At 71.5% G+C, this 15,191-nt stretch carries 13 protein-coding genes; 2 read left to right on the top strand and 11 right to left on the bottom strand.

Going from position 1 to position 15,191, the window contains the following annotated elements:
* Positions 1–168 precede the first annotated feature (168 nt).
* Genes LPT13_RS08725 through nrfD (LPT13_RS08715) form a run of 3 tightly spaced genes read right to left on the bottom strand, consistent with a single transcriptional unit; the run spans position 169 to position 2,783 of the window.
* The gene (locus LPT13_RS08725; RefSeq protein WP_242165698.1) at positions 169–1,176 is read right to left on the bottom strand and encodes a slipin family protein; all 1,008 of its coding nucleotides are present in this window, start codon (positions 1,174–1,176) and stop codon (positions 169–171) included.
* A gap of 5 nt (positions 1,177–1,181) precedes the next feature.
* Positions 1,182–1,649 carry a GntR family transcriptional regulator gene (locus LPT13_RS08720; RefSeq protein WP_242166214.1) on the bottom strand — a complete coding sequence of 156 codons (468 nt, stop codon included), beginning with the start codon at positions 1,647–1,649 and terminating at the stop codon, positions 1,182–1,184.
* Between the two features lie 33 nt (positions 1,650–1,682).
* On the bottom strand, positions 1,683–2,783 hold the full coding sequence (gene nrfD / locus LPT13_RS08715; protein ID WP_242165695.1) for an NrfD/PsrC family molybdoenzyme membrane anchor subunit: 1,101 nt from the start codon (positions 2,781–2,783) through the stop codon (positions 1,683–1,685).
* A 1,475-nt stretch (positions 2,784–4,258) separates the two neighbouring features.
* Here nrfD (LPT13_RS08715) and LPT13_RS08710 point away from each other — a divergent pair.
* Positions 4,259–4,984, top strand: a complete 726-nt coding sequence (locus LPT13_RS08710; RefSeq protein ID WP_242165693.1) for a B3/B4 domain-containing protein — start codon at positions 4,259–4,261, stop codon at positions 4,982–4,984.
* A gap of 267 nt (positions 4,985–5,251) precedes the next feature.
* Entirely contained in the window at positions 5,252–5,575 is a 324-nt protein-coding gene (locus LPT13_RS08705) for a DMT family transporter (RefSeq protein ID WP_242165691.1), read from the top strand.
* Between the two features lie 97 nt (positions 5,576–5,672).
* On the opposite strand, the gene LPT13_RS08700 is transcribed toward LPT13_RS08705, so the two are convergent.
* The 8 genes from LPT13_RS08700 to LPT13_RS08665 all read right to left on the bottom strand — a co-directional run bounded on the left by LPT13_RS08700 (position 5,673) and on the right by LPT13_RS08665 (position 14,886).
* On the bottom strand, positions 5,673–6,320 hold the full coding sequence (locus LPT13_RS08700) for a TorD/DmsD family molecular chaperone (RefSeq protein WP_242165689.1): 648 nt from the start codon (positions 6,318–6,320) through the stop codon (positions 5,673–5,675).
* A gap of 141 nt (positions 6,321–6,461) precedes the next feature.
* Positions 6,462–7,649: an NrfD/PsrC family molybdoenzyme membrane anchor subunit gene (gene nrfD, locus LPT13_RS08695; protein WP_242165687.1), complete on the bottom strand. Its 1,188-nt coding sequence runs from the start codon at positions 7,647–7,649 to the stop codon at positions 6,462–6,464.
* Positions 7,650–7,661: 12 nt separating this feature from the next.
* Complete coding sequence (locus LPT13_RS08690; RefSeq protein ID WP_242165684.1) at positions 7,662–8,279, bottom strand: 4Fe-4S dicluster domain-containing protein; 618 nt, start codon at positions 8,277–8,279, stop codon at positions 7,662–7,664.
* 10 nt (positions 8,280–8,289) lie between these two features.
* Positions 8,290–10,704 (bottom strand): molybdopterin-dependent oxidoreductase, encoded by a 2,415-nt coding sequence (locus tag LPT13_RS08685; RefSeq protein ID WP_242165681.1) that lies wholly within the window; start codon positions 10,702–10,704, stop codon positions 8,290–8,292.
* Between the two features lie 334 nt (positions 10,705–11,038).
* Positions 11,039–12,058, bottom strand: a complete 1,020-nt coding sequence (locus tag LPT13_RS08680; protein ID WP_242165679.1) for a slipin family protein — start codon at positions 12,056–12,058, stop codon at positions 11,039–11,041.
* Complete coding sequence (locus tag LPT13_RS08675; RefSeq protein ID WP_242165677.1) at positions 12,036–12,455, bottom strand: GntR family transcriptional regulator; 420 nt, start codon at positions 12,453–12,455, stop codon at positions 12,036–12,038. Before LPT13_RS08675 ends, LPT13_RS08680 begins: the two co-directional genes overlap by 23 nt.
* A 90-nt stretch (positions 12,456–12,545) precedes the next feature.
* Positions 12,546–13,478 carry an NrfD/PsrC family molybdoenzyme membrane anchor subunit gene (gene nrfD, locus LPT13_RS08670; RefSeq protein ID WP_242165675.1) on the bottom strand — a complete coding sequence of 311 codons (933 nt, stop codon included), beginning with the start codon at positions 13,476–13,478 and terminating at the stop codon, positions 12,546–12,548.
* Positions 13,479–13,836: 358 nt separating this feature from the next.
* A complete protein-coding gene (locus LPT13_RS08665; protein ID WP_242165672.1) occupies positions 13,837–14,886 on the bottom strand; it encodes an undecaprenyl-diphosphate phosphatase in 1,050 nt (349 codons plus the stop codon).
* Positions 14,887–15,191: the final 305 nt, after the last annotated feature.

Genomic DNA, 15,191 nt, shown 5'->3' with positions numbered 1-15,191 from the left:
TGCGGGAGCGCCCCGATCGGGCCCTCCCCTCGATAGAATTGGCCAAATTCCATTGGCTTCACTATAGCGATCTGTCATAGGACAATCAAGATAGTCATATGACAATTTACGGGAGCGTTCCCGCGGGGCGCGGGGTTGCCGGGCGCGCGGGCGCGCACGGCGGGCGCCCTACCTCCCCAGGGTCTCCCTCAGGGTGTCGGGCAGCACGTCGCCGAAGCCCTCGCTGAAGGAGCTGGGGACGACGATGGTGCCGCCGGTCTCGCGGACCGACTCGTAGAGCAGGTGCATGGCGCGCAGGCGCAGGGCGGCGTCGTTGGCGGCGTAGAAGTCGCCCATCTCCTCCATGAGCTCGGCGATGTCCTGCTCGGCCTCCATGAGGATGATGCGGGCCTTCTTGCGCTGCTCGGCCTGGGCCTCGAGCGACATCACCTCCTGCAGCTCGGGCGGCACGAGGATGTCGCGCACCTCCACCGACAGGATGGTCACGCCCCAGGCGGCCACCTTCTCCTCCAGCACGCGCTTGAGCTCGCGGTCGAGCTGCTCGCGGCGGATGGCCACCTCGGCGGCGCCGGCGCGGCCGATGGCGTCGCGCAGGGCCGTCTGGGCCGCCAGCTCGACGGCGCGCGTGAAGTCGCCCACCTCGGTGCAGGCGGCGCGCGCGTCCCACACGTGCCAGAAGAGCACGGCGTTCACGTCGAGGGGCACGAGGTCGGCGGTGAGCGTCTCCTCGGCGCCGAAGCTGGTCACGCGCGTGCGGGTGTCGACGCGCATGGTGTTCGACTCGATGACCGGCCATGTCCAGAACAGGCCCGGGCCCGACACGCGGTTGAACTTGCCGAGGCGCAGCACCACCACGCGCTCCCACTGCTGGGCGATGTGGCAGGCCGACACGGCCAGCGCCGCCAGCAGCACGGCGAGCGCCACCGTCGCCGGGCCGACGCCGCCCGTCGCGGCCGTGCCCGCCGCCAGCACCGCGGCGAAGGCCAGGGCGAACAGCACGACCGAGAACAGGAGCACGCCGCCGTTGGAGGCGCGCTCGCCGATGACCTCGGTCACCGGGTCGGGCGCCACGCGCAGGCGGCCGCGCCCGCCGCGGGCCTGCGCGGCCGCGGGCGTCGCACCGCCGTCCGCCATCGCCACCTGGGCCTGGGCGGCCCGCCTTCTCCCGAACGCCATCTGCCTCACGCTCCCTGGGCGCCCGCGTCGTCGCGGGTGCGGTCGAAGTCGAGGATGCGGCCGCCGGGCGTCGTGCCCGCGACCTGGGCCTCGTCGTACTTGATTCGCTTGATACGCCGCGACATGGCCTGGTCGATCTCGTCGAGTCCCATGCCCATCTCGCGGCAGGCGACGATGCAGTCGTCCAGCACCCCGCGCACGCGCCCCGCCTGGTCCTCGCCCAGGTCGGCCGCCACATCGCGCACGAACACGCCGCGGCCGCGCGTGGATTCCAGGTAGCCGTCGGACACCAGGCTCAGGTAGGCCTTGTTGACGGTGTTGTAGTTGATGGATATCTCCGAGGCCAGGCCGCGCACGGTGGGCAGCTTCTCGCCCGGCTTGAAGTACCCCGAGTTGATGAGGTACGCGATGCGCTGGCGCAGCTGCACCCACAGGGGCACGTCGCTGGACTCGTCTATCTCGAAGGGGAACATGGGCACGACCTCTCTCTTCAGGCGGTTGGCATCTTACAGGACGGCGCCGATCAGCGGGTGCAAGCCGGCGCCCACGACGAGGACGCGCAGCAGCAGGCCGCCGACGAGCACGCAGGCCGCGGCGGCCATGGCCGTCAGGGCGCGGGCGGATGGGGAAAGCGGGGGCGCCGACGCCGGGGTGCGGGGCACGGCCGCGGGGGCACGGGGCGCGGCGGCGCGGGCGGCCCGCCGGGCGAGGCGGCGGCCGTCGCCGTAGAGGACCAGGTCAAGGGCCAGGGGCGCCGCGAGCCCCGCGAGGCCGAAGCCGCCCCAGAACAGCCAGGCGTCGGGGCCGGCCGTCAGGGTGAGCACCGAGGCGCGGGCCGCGGCGGCCGTGGGCGTGGCGGCGGCGCCGGCGGCATCGGGCAGCACGCCCGCGCCCGCGAGCAGGCCGGCGGCCAGGTCGGCGGCCGGCGCGCCCGATGACGCCCACGCCGACAGCAGGGCCCCCGCGGCGGCGACGGCCTCCAGCGCGATGAGCGCCGCGTCGGCCAGCGCGAGCCGGGCGAGCACCGCGCCGAAGTCGGTCGCCGCGCCCGACACCCACGCCGCGGCCATCACGAGCGCGATGCCGCAGGAGGCCGCCGACAGCGTGAACAGCACCGGCAGCCAGGGGGTGCACCACAGCGGCACCGAGGGCATCGACGCCAGCAGGAGCCCCGTGTAGGCGGCCGTGGCGAGGGCCGCTGCCGCCGTGAGCGCCTCGAGGGCCGCCAGCGCGCCCGCGCGGGCGGCCACGGCGCCGCGCCACACGGCGGCGAGCGCCACGCCCAGCAGCGTGCAGGCGACGAGCGCCCACGCGCCGAACGAGATGTAGGAGGGCGTGGCCGACACCATCAGCAAGAGCAGCCGGTCGGGCCGCCCCAGGTCGGCCGCCAGGCACACGATGCCCAGCACCAGGCACCCGACCGACAGGGTGAGCGCCGGGGCGAGCAGCCGCGTCCAGCGTCGGCCCGCGCCCGTCCGGAAGCGCGCCGCCAGCGCCGGGGCGAGCGCCTCGCGATCGGCCAGCAGCCCCAGCAGGGCGCACGTGAGGCACCCGCCGGCGCCCGCGCCGCCGAGGAACAGGTAGCCCACCACCAGCTCGCCGAACACGCTCCCCTCCCCTCTCGCTCGCGCCGCCACCGTTTCTCGGATTATCATAAGACAATTTCGCGCGTTCGGGTAGGGCGGCCTCGCGATGCGCGCCGTTGTGCGGCGGCGCGGTGCGCGGCGAGGCGTGCCCGGCGAGAGCGCCGGGATGCGACGGGGCCGCGCACCGACGAGGCGGGGAGCGCGGTGAGAGCGCCGGGATGCGGCAGGGGTGCGCGCCGGCGGGGTAGAGCCGCGGGCGCGCGGAGACCAGCAGGAGGCGGAGACGCAGGGGCTCGCGGGGGACGCAGCAGGAGGCGGAGACGCAGGGGCTCGCGGGGGACGCAGCAGGAGGCGGGGACGCGGGCGCCCGCGGGGGGCGCATCGGGAAGAGGGGTCGCAGCTGCCAGGAGGCAGGAGCGCGGGCGTTTGGATCGGGCGCTCGGCGAGGCGCCGCCGCGATGACCGTGGACACTTTTAGCCCGCCTGATGGCAAGATAGCGAGGTTTGGCATAGTCACGGGCGCCGAATCGCGGGTTTTTCGCCCGAACAGCCGCCGGCGCAAAGACTAACCCTCGCCGAGAACAATGTTCACCAGGCCTTTCGCGAATGGCCCTACGGAGGGCCTCACGCCGAAACCCGACACAGTATGCCAAACCTCGCTATCTTGCCATCGTGGTCGGCAAAGGTGTCCGACAGCACCGTCGCGCGGCGGCGCGACGCCAGCCGGCGCATCCCGAATACGCGAGAATTACGATTTGGTGCATAGAAGGCCCCACGGGAGACGACAGGCCGGGCGCGCATGGTCGCATGCGCGGGCGCCTCGCCAGGTCGCGCATCCAAGTCGAAGGCGCCCAGCCGGCCAAGGCGGCCCAGCCCTGCACCAAATCGCACTTTCGGCGCATCCGCGGCGCGATAGGCGGCTGCCGATCCCGCCCCCACCTCCGTGCGGGGCCCGCCGCAACCATGCGCCGCCTGTCGCAGCCGCGCCCTCCCCCACACTCCCCGTTCGCGGCGCCCGCGAACTTCTCGCCCCGCGCCATAGACCGTCGGCGCGGATGCGGCATACCGCCTTGCCGACGCACGGCGCACATATCTCGCCGCGCCGCGGCACGTGCCGCACCGCAGGCTGTCGGCGCAGGCGCGACATGCCGCCGTGCCCGCCAGGACGCCCCGCCGGTCGAACGCCGCGCGCGGCGCCCACGCGCCGCCCCACCCGGCACGCACCGCACCGCCGCTCCCGCGTGCTGCGCCCGACGCCGTTGCGCGGCGGCGCGGCGCATGCTATAGTACGCGGCCGTAGACATAGCCTGCCGCCGGGTAGGCCCCAAGCACTCATTTGATGCGCATCGTTAGGCCTTTGAAGATGCTCATCAGGTGGGTGCTTTTTTGTTGCGCCGCGAAGGCGGAACCGCGCGAGGGCGCGCCAACGCAGCGGGGACGGCGGCCGGCACGCCCGCGCCGTGTCGCCATGCCGGCGCCCGACCGAAGGAGGAGCCATGAAGAGATTCGTGACCGAGGAGTCGTTCTGGGAGCTGTTCCCCGACGCGCGCATCGGCGTCGTCGTCGCGCATGGGATGCGCCCGACCGCCGCGGTGCCCGAGGAGGACGCCCGCGCCCTCGCCCGCCGCCTGGCCGAGGCCAACGCCGCGGCCGATGCGCACCTCACGTCCAACACCATCTCGCAGAACGAGGCGGTAGCCGTCTGGCGCGACGCCTACCAGCGGTTCAAGACGAAGAAGGGGGTGCGCTGCTCGGTGGAGAACCTGCTCAAGCGCGTGCTGAAGGGCAATCCCGTCGGCTCCATCACGCCGTCGGTGGACGCCTACAACGCCGTGTCGCTCGCCTATGCGCTGCCCGTCGGCGGCGAAGACATCGACGCGATGGCCGGCGACATCCGCCTGGGCGTCACCGAGGGCGGCGACGCCTTCCGCCCGCTCGGCGAGGACGAGGACGCCCCCACGCTCGCCGGCGAGCTGTGCTACCGCGACGACGCGGGCGCCATCTGCCGCTGCTGGAACTGGCGCGACGGCGAGCGCACGGCGCTGACCGACGAGACGGCCAAGGCGTTCCTCATCATCGAGTCGGTCGACCCGACGCGCGCCGCCGACCTGGAGGCCGCCGTCGACGAGCTGGCCAGCCTGGTCGAGGGGCACCTGGGCGCCACCATCTTCGCGCGGGAGATCATCACCCGCGACAACCGCGAGATGGTCATCGATGCCTAGCGCCGCAGGCCCGCGGCGCCCGCAAGGCGGGGCGCCTGGCCAGGCAACGGCGGTTTCGCGCACATTTTTTCAACTTTGTCGCTCGATTCAGCCGCTTTTCGCCATCAGATACAGGGCCCATCGCGTCCGCCGAACGCCGGCATCGGCGAAACCCCAGGTGGCGGTATTCCGATTCGCTGCCAACGTGCCCGCCGGCAGCGACAAAGTTGAAAAAATGTGCGCCGCGGGCCCGTTTGCTGGCCAGCGCGCCGTCGAAGGGGGCTGCTGATGGACTGGGCGGTGCTCATCGCGTCGGGGGTGATGGAGTCGGTGTGGGCCGTCGCGCTCGGCAAGTCCGACGGGCTCACGCAGCCGGGGCCGACCGTCGTGTTCCTGGCGGCCATGGCGCTGTCGATGGCGGGGCTCGCCTTCGCCACGAAGACGCTGCCCATGGGCACGGCCTACGCGGTGTGGGTGGGCATCGGCGCGGCGCTGACGGTCGTCTACGGCATGGCGACGGGCAGCGAGCCGGCCACCTTCGCGCGCATCGCGCTCATCGCCGGGCTCGTCGGCTGCGTCATCGGCCTGAAGCTGGTCGGCGGCGAGGGCTAGCGCGCGGCCCGCAGGCGCCGGGCGGACGCGGAGCGCCTGCCGGCGCCGGGCGGCGGGCGGCGGGGCATCCGCGGGTGCCGCGCGCCCGGCCCGCCGATCAGCCGACCTGCAGGGCCAGGAGCGTCCGGGCCAGCGCGAGCAGGAGCGCGTAGTAGCCGCCGGGCGCCGCCTCGGCCACCTGGGCGCGAAGCGCGTCGATCCAGGCGAGCGGGTGCTCGGCGGCGAAGGCGGCCGCCTGGACGTCCAGGCGCGCGGCCTCGTCGGCGCGCCCGTCGGCGGCGGCCTCGGCGGCGCGGCGGCAGAGCTCGCTCAGGTAGAGCAGCTCGATGCCCAGGTGATCCTCGTACTGGCGATTCTCGTTGGAGAGCTCGAGCCCCGCCTCGCGCAGCAGCCGCCGCATCTCGAAGGTGGGGTCGCCGAAGCCCACCGTGACGCCCTCGCCGCGGCCCATGGTCTCCCACGGAGGGGCGGCCGGCTTGGGCGGCCCGATGAACAGGCGGGTGTACTCGACGGAGACGTCGCGGACACGATCGCCGTCCGGGCGGCCGGCGTCCTCGGCCGCCCAGCGTGCCAGCGCATCGGCCGCCGCGGCCACGGCATCCGAGCCGAAGTCGGGGAACGCCGCCCAGAAGGCGGGGTCGAGCCCGACGGCGGGCGTCTGCGACAGCGGCTTAAGCAGCGAGTTGCCCAGAAACGCGTAGGCGTCGGCGAGGGTTCCGTGGTCGGCGGGCTGAAGAGCGCTCATGGCGGTGCCTTTCTCGGAGGTGCGGGAACGCGGGCCCGGGCCGCGGCGGCAGCGGGCCCGCGCAAGGTCGCAAGCAGGGAGGGAGCGTCGCCGCGACCGGGGAGGGATCCGGCCGCGGCGACGTCGCGCGGAGACGCGGCCCTAGGCCGTCTGCGCCTCCAGGTCGAGCTCGGCCGCAGCGGGCGCGGACGCCCGCTCCTCGGCGCCGGCCGGCGCCAGCAGCTTGGAGCCCAGGGCCATGAAGGCCAGCGCGCCCAGGGACGGCACCCCCAGCACGATGAGCACCTCCACCGCGGTGGGCGCGTAGGAGCCCGCCATCATCCAGGCGCCGCTCAGCACGCCCGGCGCGCCGACGATGTTGGGGATGACGAAGGCGGTCAGCAGAAGCCACAGGCGCTTGCACAGCACGCCGGCCACCACCAGCACGCTCGCGCCCACCACGAGCCCCGTGCGCTCGCGATTCTTGGCGAACACGAGGATGAGGAACGGCACGGCCAGGCCGCCGACGACCTCGGCCCAGAAGAAGGGGGCCGTGGGGCCGGACACCATGACGGCCAGCGTCTCGGCGCCCGCGGCGCCGGGGTAGCCCATGGTGAGCGCCTCGCAGAAGATGAGGAAGCCGTCGATGGCGATGCAGGTGGCCAGCAGCCCCGCGAGCGACGCGATGAGCCGCTTGGGCGTCTCGAACACGCCGGCCGCGTTGAGCGCCACCAGCACGATGAGCAGCAGGGCCAGGCCCGAGTCCATGGCGCTCGCCACGAAGATGGGCGCCATGATGGCCGAGAACCAGCCCTCCTTGGCGATCTGCAGGCCGAAGATCCACGCGGTCACCGAGTGCACGAGTACGGCGGTAGGCAGCGCGAAGCGGGAGAGCACCGCCACCGCGTGCTCGGCGCCCCGGTGCATGAAGCGCAGGTACAGCACGTTGATGACCAGGTACAGCGTGATGACGCAGATGTCCCACACGAGCGGGCTCGCCAGGTTGGGGCTGGCGAAGAGGTGCCAGATGCGCTGGATGCCGCCCAGGTCGATGAGGACGAAGGCGCCGGCGCAGCAGATGCACACCGTGGACAGGATGATGGCCGGCATCGCCACCTGCTTGTACTTCTCGATGTGGAACACGCTCGCCGACGAGGCCACGATGAGGCCGCCGGCCGAGAGCCCCACGAAGAACATGAACAGGGCGATGTAGAGGCCCCAGGAGTTGGCGTTGGACATGCCGGTGACGGCCAGGCCGCCCATGAGCTGGTAGATCCACGCCCCCACGCCGGCGACCGACAGCACGGCCAGCACGCCGGTGAGGAGCTTGTTCTTGGTAAGCAGTCGCATGATCGCACGCTCCTAATCGAAGTAGTGGACTTGGGGCTTAGTGCCCTTGTCCTCGAGCAGCACGTAGGCGTGCTTCTCGCGGATGAGCTGGGAGATGGCGCTCTTCGGGTCGTCGAGGTCGCCGAAGGTGCGCGCCTTGGTGGGGCAGCACTTGACGCACATGGGCTCGTCGCCGCGGTCGGTGCGCTCCTTGCACAGCGTGCACTTCTCCGCCACGCCCTTCACGCGGACGGGCACGTCCTTGTCCCCGTAGTTGAAGTCGGGGTCGTGCACCGGGTCCTCCCAGTTGAAGGAGCGCGCGTTGTAGGGGCACGCCGCCATGCACATGCGGCACCCGATGCAGTTGTCGTAGTTGATCTCCACGCGGCCCATCTCGTCCTTGTAGGTGGCGCCGGTCGGGCACACCTTCAGGCAGGCCGGGTTCTCGCAGTGCTGGCACGCGATGGGCAGGTAGGTGCGCGACAGGTCGGGGTAGGTGCCGTGGGCGCCGTCCATGATGTCGCATCCCTCGGTGACCACGCGGTTCCACTGCATGCCCATGGGCACGCTGTTCTGCATCTTGCAGGCATTGGCGCACGTCTGGCAGCCGATGCAGCGATCAAGGCTGATCGCGAGGCCGAGCTTAGTCATCGCCTCTCACCTACGCTTTCTCGATCTCGACGAGGGTGTCGTTATAGGGAATCTGCGGGCCGTAGGTCATCTCATAGCACCGCTCCTGGCGATGGGAGTTGGTGACGTTCTGCAGGAATCCCTCGGGGTAGTAGTGGTTGTACGTGGTCTCCGCCATGAACAGGGTGCCCGGCTGGATGGCGTTGTTCACCAGGGCCGTGCAGACGAACGTGCCGCGGTCGTTGGTAATGCGCACCGCGTCCCCGGTGGCTATGCCGCGCGCCTCGGCGTCGACGGGGCTGATGTTGACCTGCGGGCCGAAGTACTCCTGGAACCACGCCGACGCGCTGTAGTAGGCGTGGATGCGGAAGCAGCTCTTGCCCTGCATGAACACGAGCGGGTACTGCTGACGCTTGGCGTTGTCCTCGTAGGCCTCGTTGGGCGTCTCATAGGTGGGGAATGCCTGGCCGAACTTGATCTGCTTCTCGTAGTAGGGCTCCATGCGGCCGGTGTCGGTGGCGAACTTGAGGGTGCTGCGCACCGGCTCGTCGGAGTCGAGGTAGCGAAGCACGCCCTGGTTGGCCTGGAACTTCTCGATGGTGAATCCCTCGATGTTGCCCTTGGCCTTGGAGAGGCGGTGGCGCGCGTATTCCTCGTGGCTCTTCGGCAGGTACTGGTCGTAGCCCCACTGCGCCGCGATGAGTCGCTCGATCTCCAGGTCGGTCTTCGACTCGAACAGCGGGTCGATGCACTTCTGGCCCAACGACAGGTAGCCCTTGGCGTCGCGCAGGTCGGTGACCTCCTCGTCGCACTCGAACTTGGAGCAGGCCGGCAGCACGATGTCGGCATAATCCACCGCCGAGGAGTGGTAGATGTCGCAGATGGCGAAGAAGTCGAGGCCCTTCACCCACTCGAGCATGCTGTTGGCGTCGGCCGCCTCGAGCGTGAAGGCATCGCCGAACGTGAGGGCCACGTGGACGTTGTTGTCGTTGTAGGGCATGTCGTACATGGGCATCTGCGACTTGCTCGCCTTGAACTCCTCGGGCAGCTTCCACGACTGCAGGGCCGAAGTGGCGTGGAAGGCGCCGCCTCCGCCGTACCATCCCGTGCCGCAGCCCTTCTTGCCGGTGTTGCCCGTGAGCGCCGTCACCAGGACGAGCGCGTGGCCCAGGACGTCGGCGTTGGTGTACTTGTCCGGGCCGCCCAGGCCGAAGCAGAGGAAGGCGGGGCCGCGGTTGGCGTAATCATCGGCCAAGCCGCGGATGACGGCGGGATCGACGCTCGAGACCTCGCCCGCCCATTCCAGGGTATAGGGCTCGTAGGCCTCCCTGAGCGCGCTGAACTCGGTGACGAGCGTGCGGCCGTCGACCTCCCAGGTGCCCTCGAGGGCGGGGTCGACCCCCTCCTCGTCGAAGAGGCGCGCGGTGCCCGTCGCGACGTCCCAGACGTAGGGAGCCTTCTTCCGGGACACCTTCCCCGTCTTCTCGTCGGTGACATCGCGCATGACGCCGTAGACCTCGCCGGTCGCCCGGTCGATGAGGAAGGGATAGCCGGTGTGGGCCTTCATGAACTCCTCGTCATACCAGCCCTCGTCCATGATGGCGCGCACCATGCCGATGACGAGCGCCGCGTCGGTGCCGGGCTTCACCGACACCCACTGGTGCGACTTGGAGGCCGTGGGGCTGAAGCGCGTGTCGACGGTGATGATCTTGGCGCCCGCGTCCTTCGCGTCGAAGAACGCCTTGGTCCAGGCGATGCTGCTCTCCAGGGGGTTGAACCCGAGGAAGATGATGGTCGAGGCCAGGGGCCACTCCGCCAGGGCGTTGTTAGTGGCGCGGAAGGCGCCGACGCCACAGCCGGCGTCCAGGCCGTTCGCCTGGCCGCGGTCGAGGCCCCAGTTGCCGCCCGTCTCGGCATGCAGGAGCGCCGCCAGGTAGCCGGAGCCGTGGGCCGAGCTCGCCTCCGTCGACTTGCGGAAGAAGAACGAGTTGTCGCCGTACTTGGCCTGGGACTCCTTGATGGCGTCGGCGACGGCCTTGATGGCCTCGTCCCAGGTGATGGCCTCGAACTTGCCCTCGCCGCGCTCGCCGACGCGCCGCAGCGGCGTCTGGATGCGGTCGGCGGCGTACACGTGCTGGATCTCGTTGATGCCGCGCAGGCAGATGCGCTGGTCCTCCTCGCGCAGGGCATCGTTCGGCTCGATGAGGGCCAGGCGGCCGTCTCGCACCGTGCACTTGAGGCAGCAGGCGCTCAGGCAGTGGAACTGATGGCACAGGTACGCCACGCGCTCCTCGCCCTCGGCGTGGGCCTTGGCGGGGGCGAGCCAGTCCTGCGCGGTGGTCATGCCGGCCGCGCCGGCCAGGCCGAGCGCGCCGGCTGCGGCGCCGGCGCCCTTCAGGAAGCTGCGTCGAGAGAGCGCTCCCCGTGAAACCGTGGTTTCTCCCATATCTCCTCCCAGGTGATTCTGATGGGCCGCGGCGGTGCGTCGGCCGGCGCTGCAGCGAGCCGGCTGCCGGCGAGGGCGCCCGCGGCGCCTCGCCCACCCCGCCGCCCCCTCTCATGGCTAGGTGATCAGAACTGGCCTGTTCTCATGGGCCACAGTATGCAAAAGTGTCGCAATACAGTCAAGGTGTATTGCGACACTTTTTGAAAAAGTTGGGACACTTCGCGGGAAGGCCCCCTCCACGGGCGCTGCCGCACCCCGGCCGCCGGGCGCGACGCGACGCGGCGCGGCGCGAGGACGCGGGCGATGCCACCGCCGCGCCGCGCGCGGGCGCCCCCTAGCGCGCCGGGGGCTTCTCCTCCAGCCCCGCCGGCTTCTCCGAGAAGCCCTCCGTGTAGGCCGACGGCACCACGAGCGAGCTGTTCTCGTCGCGCATGCCCTCGTGCACGAGGTGCATGCGGCGCAGGTCGTAGGCGATCTCGTCGTTGCGGTAGACCTCGGCGGCCTCGGAGAGCAGCTCGGCCACCATCTTCTCGGACTCCATGAGCGTGAGCCGCGCGCTGCGGCGCCGCTCGGCCTGGGCCTCCTGGGACATGACGTCCTGGAGCGCCCGGGGCAGGATGATGTTGCGCACCTCCACCCCCAGCACGGTGATGCCCCAGTCGCCCACGCGCGCCTCGATGGCGTCCTTGATCTCCTGGTCGAGCTGGTCGCGGCGCATGATGACCTCGCTGGCGTCCGCGCGCCCGATGGCGTCGCGCAGGGCCGTCTGGGCCGTCAGCGCCACCGCGAAGCAGCAGTCCTCCACCTCGGTGCACGCCTTCTCCGGATCCCAGATCACCCAGAACAGCACCGCGTCCACGTCGAGCGGCACCACGTCGGCCGTGAGCGTCTCCTCGGCGCCGAACGGCGTGACCTGGGTGCGCTGGTCGACGCGCAGCGTGCAGTACTCCAGAAGCGGGATGGTGAAGAAGATGCCGGGCCCCGCCAGGCGCTGGAAGCGGCCGCCGCGCAGCACCACGAAGCGCTCCCAGTCGAGGGCCACGTGGATGGACGACAGGCCGAGCAGGCCCACGACGGCGGCCGCGACGAGCGCCAGAAGCGACACGCCGCCCGCCGCCTGCCACGCCGCCGCCAGGACGACGGCGAAGAGCGCCAGGCCGAAGGCCGCCTGGAGCGCCACCGCCCCCAGGCGCGACGAGCGCCGGTCGCGGCCGGATCGGTAGGCGTCGGCGGCGGCGCCGAACTCGACGTCGGTCCGGCCGTTGCCGGACGCGCCCTCGTAGAGCGGGTAGCGCTCCCCCTCGTCGCGGCGGTCGCGGCCGCCGCGCGCGCTATGGCCGAGCATCGCGGTCATCTCCCTCCCCCGCCGCCCTGAGCCGGGCGATGGCCTGGCCCACGAAGCGCGGGATGTCCTCCAGGTCCATGCCGCGCTCCAGGCAGCTTCTGACGTAGTCCTCCGTTATGACGTCGATGTCCGACAGCACTGCCTCGGACACGCCCCCGCGCACGTAGGCCCCGCTGCCGTGGCGGGTGACGATGTAGCCCTCGCGCTCAAGGGCCATGAACGCCTTGCTCACCGTGTTGAGGCTCACGTGGTTCTCGGCGGCGAACTTGCGCACCGAGGGCAGCTGCTCGTCGGGCTCGTAGTAGCCCGAGGATATGAGGAACACGAACCGGTCGCGCAGCTGCACCCACAAAGGCAGGCTGCTCGCCTTGTCCACCTCGAACCTTGGAACCGCCTTGCCCGTCACCGCGTCCGCGACCCTCCCTCGCCTCGTGAGTCCTCCTATGCGCCCATTATCCCACGGACGGGCGCAATGTCATGCGACACTTCGGCGCGCCTAGGCAAAACCCAGGGCGAGGAGGGGCGCCTCCAGGACGGGCGAGCCGGCGTGGATGACGGCCACGCGCAGGCAGGCCGCGCCGATGAGCGTGGCCGCCGCGGCGAGCGGATAGGCCCAGCCCGGCAGGGCGCCCCGCAGCTGCGCCAGGTCGAGGGCGAGCGGCACCGCCATCCCGATCACCGCGAAGCCGCCGACGAACAGGCCGGCCTCGTCGCCGGCGAGGAGCGGAGCGGCGGCGCCCAGGCCGATGGGGCCTGCGCCCGCTGACGCCAGGTAGGCCGCTGCCGCGACGGCCTCCGCCGCGATGAGGGCGACATCGGCGCGGACGGTCAGCCGGCCGGCGAGGGCGCGCACGGCGGGCAGGCGCGGGCTGCCGGCGAGGGCCAGCGCGAGCATCGCCACCGCCAGGCCCGAGGCCAGGGCGGACGCCACGAACAGCACGGGCAGCCACGGGGTCGTGAGCAGGGGCGCCTCGTCGGACGCGCCGAGCAGCAGGCCCGCGTAGACCATGACGCACGCCGCCGCGACGACGGCCGCCACCTGGGCGGCGACGCGGGCCCGGCGCGGGCCGGGCGCCCCCGCGCGACGCGGGGCGCGCAGCTCGAGCGCGATGAGCGCCACCAGGGCCGCCGCCAGCGCGGCCAGGGCGTAGGAGCCCAGGGTCATCATCGTGGGATGGGGGCGCAAAAACAGCTTGAGCGCCAGGTCGGGGCGCCCCAGATCGAACACGAGGCAGAGCATGCCGAAGACGAGGAGCGCGAGCGCGGCGCCGTAGGAGGCGAGGGCCACGCGGGTAAGCTCGGCGCGCACGCGCGGGCTGCCGGGGCCGGCCGCGCGCCGGCCGGCGACCAGGCCGTAGAGCGCCGTCAGGAAGGCGGCGCCGGAGCCCGCGCCCGCGCAGAACAGGTATGCCGCCACCAGGTCGCTCATCGCCGGTCCTCTCCCCTCCCGCCTTATCGCCCTCTCACCGATTCGGCAGCATTATAGGCGCTTGCGCGACCCCGGGGCGACGACGATGACGGCGGCCACCCGAGGCGCTTGCGCGGAGCCGCCCTGGTTTCCGCCAAAAACGCCGCCTGTGAACCCTTCAGGGGAGTTTCCGAGGCGTCCTCGCGGGAGACGCCCAGCCGATGCAGCAGAAACGCTAGGTCACAGTAGCGAACCAGCCGCATTGCCCCTGGCATCGACGCAGGGCGGCGCGCACAACCCCGATTTTTGGCAGAAACAGGCCCACGGGCCGACGCAGCCCGGCGGCCTTCCGCCGCCAGTCCCCTTCCGCGCCGCGCGCCTACAGGATGCTGGCGAGCTTGCAGCCGAAGTAGGCCAGCACCACGACGCCCACGATGATGCGGTAGACGCCGAAGGCGGTGAAGTCGTTCTTCTTGATGTAGCCCATGAGGAACTTGATGGACAGGATCGACACGACGAAGGCGGTCACGATGCCCGTCACCAGCACGGCGATCTCGGTGGTCGTCATGACGAGGCCGCCCATGACGAACTTGAGCGCCTTGAGCAGGCCCCAGCCGAACATCACGGGGATGGCCAGGAAGAACGTGAACTCGGCCGCCGCCGTGCGCGAGCAGCCGCAGAGCATGCCGCCGATGATGGTGGAGCCGGACCGCGACGTGCCGGGGATGATGGCCAGCATCTGGAAGCAGCCGATCTTAAGCGCCGTCTTCCAGTCGATCTCGTCGACGGTGCGCACCTTGAACAGGGCCTGCTCGGCGTCGTCGCCGTCGTCGCCAGGGCCGACGTAGACGTCCACCACGCCGTCGCCCGCGCGCTCGGCCACGGGGCGCTCGTAGTAGTCGCGCGGGACGCGCGCGTGCTTGCCGCGCGGGCGCTCGAAGACCGGCTGCTGGGCGGCGCGGCTGCCCGCGGCGCGCCGGCGCTCGCCGGCGGCGGCCAGGTAGGCGGCCTCGCGGCGCCGGTTGTGGCGCTCGATCACGATGAACACGACGCCGTAGACGATGAGCGCGACGGCCACCGTCCAGGCGTTGTAGAAGTGCTCGCTGAAGAAGTCGTCCAGCGTCAGCCCGATGGCCGCCGCCGGGATGCACCCGACGACCACCATGCCCCACAGCCGCCACGTGCCCCGCTTCTCGGCCGCGGTCTTGCGCGGCGAGAACGGGTTGAGCTTGTGGAAGTACAGCACGAGCACGGCGCAGATGGCGCCGATCTGGATGACCACCAGGAACAGCTCGAGGAAGTCGGGGCTGACGGCCAGGCTCACGAACTCGTCGACCAGGATCATGTGGCCGGTCGAGGAGATGGGCAGCCACTCGGTGATGCCCTCCACAATGCCGATGAGCAGTGCTTTCAGAATCTCGATGATCATATCCACGGTGGACCTCGCACGGGTCGGGGGCAGCTCCGGAGACGCGAACGCGGCCTCACGCCGCGTCAACATCCGTCGCATGGTATCACGGGCCGCCGGAGGGGGCGTATACTTCCGGAAAGGAAACACATTTGCGAAGGCGGGGTGCCGCGGCGGGCGCCGGCGGGCGCCGGCACCCGGGCGTAGCGGGCTCCCAGCGCGAGGCGTGCGACGAGCGCGCGTCCCGGGCGCGCAGGCGACAGGCGCCCCGGGCGGCGGATGCCGGGAGGCGCGCGGACGCGGGCGGTGGGCGCAACCGGCGCGGC

The sequence above is a fragment of the Adlercreutzia faecimuris genome (assembly GCF_022669055.1).
GTDB classification, from domain to species: Bacteria; Actinomycetota; Coriobacteriia; order Coriobacteriales; family Eggerthellaceae; genus Enterorhabdus; species Enterorhabdus faecimuris.
Note: the sequence above shows the minus strand (reverse complement) of the source record. Positions and strands in the feature narration are given on the sequence as shown.

What these genes read in the sequence shown, in the direction of transcription:
- LPT13_RS08725 (WP_242165698.1), bottom strand. Translation starts at nt 1,176, where the DNA reads ATGGCGTTCGGGAGAAGGCGGGCCGCCCAGGCCCAGGTGGCGATGGCG.
- LPT13_RS08720 (WP_242166214.1), bottom strand. Translation starts at nt 1,649, where the DNA reads ATGTTCCCCTTCGAGATAGACGAGTCCAGCGACGTGCCCCTGTGGGTG.
- LPT13_RS08710 (WP_242165693.1), top strand. Translation starts at nt 4,259, where the DNA reads ATGAAGAGATTCGTGACCGAGGAGTCGTTCTGGGAGCTGTTCCCCGAC.
- LPT13_RS08705 (WP_242165691.1), top strand. Translation starts at nt 5,252, where the DNA reads ATGGACTGGGCGGTGCTCATCGCGTCGGGGGTGATGGAGTCGGTGTGG.
- LPT13_RS08700 (WP_242165689.1), bottom strand. Translation starts at nt 6,320, where the DNA reads ATGAGCGCTCTTCAGCCCGCCGACCACGGAACCCTCGCCGACGCCTAC.
- nrfD (WP_242165687.1), bottom strand. Translation starts at nt 7,649, where the DNA reads ATGCGACTGCTTACCAAGAACAAGCTCCTCACCGGCGTGCTGGCCGTG.
- LPT13_RS08690 (WP_242165684.1), bottom strand. Translation starts at nt 8,279, where the DNA reads ATGACTAAGCTCGGCCTCGCGATCAGCCTTGATCGCTGCATCGGCTGC.
- LPT13_RS08685 (WP_242165681.1), bottom strand. Translation starts at nt 10,704, where the DNA reads ATGGGAGAAACCACGGTTTCACGGGGAGCGCTCTCTCGACGCAGCTTC.
- LPT13_RS08680 (WP_242165679.1), bottom strand. Translation starts at nt 12,058, where the DNA reads ATGACCGCGATGCTCGGCCATAGCGCGCGCGGCGGCCGCGACCGCCGC.
- nrfD (WP_242165675.1), bottom strand. Translation starts at nt 13,478, where the DNA reads ATGAGCGACCTGGTGGCGGCATACCTGTTCTGCGCGGGCGCGGGCTCC.
- LPT13_RS08665 (WP_242165672.1), bottom strand. Translation starts at nt 14,886, where the DNA reads ATGATCATCGAGATTCTGAAAGCACTGCTCATCGGCATTGTGGAGGGC.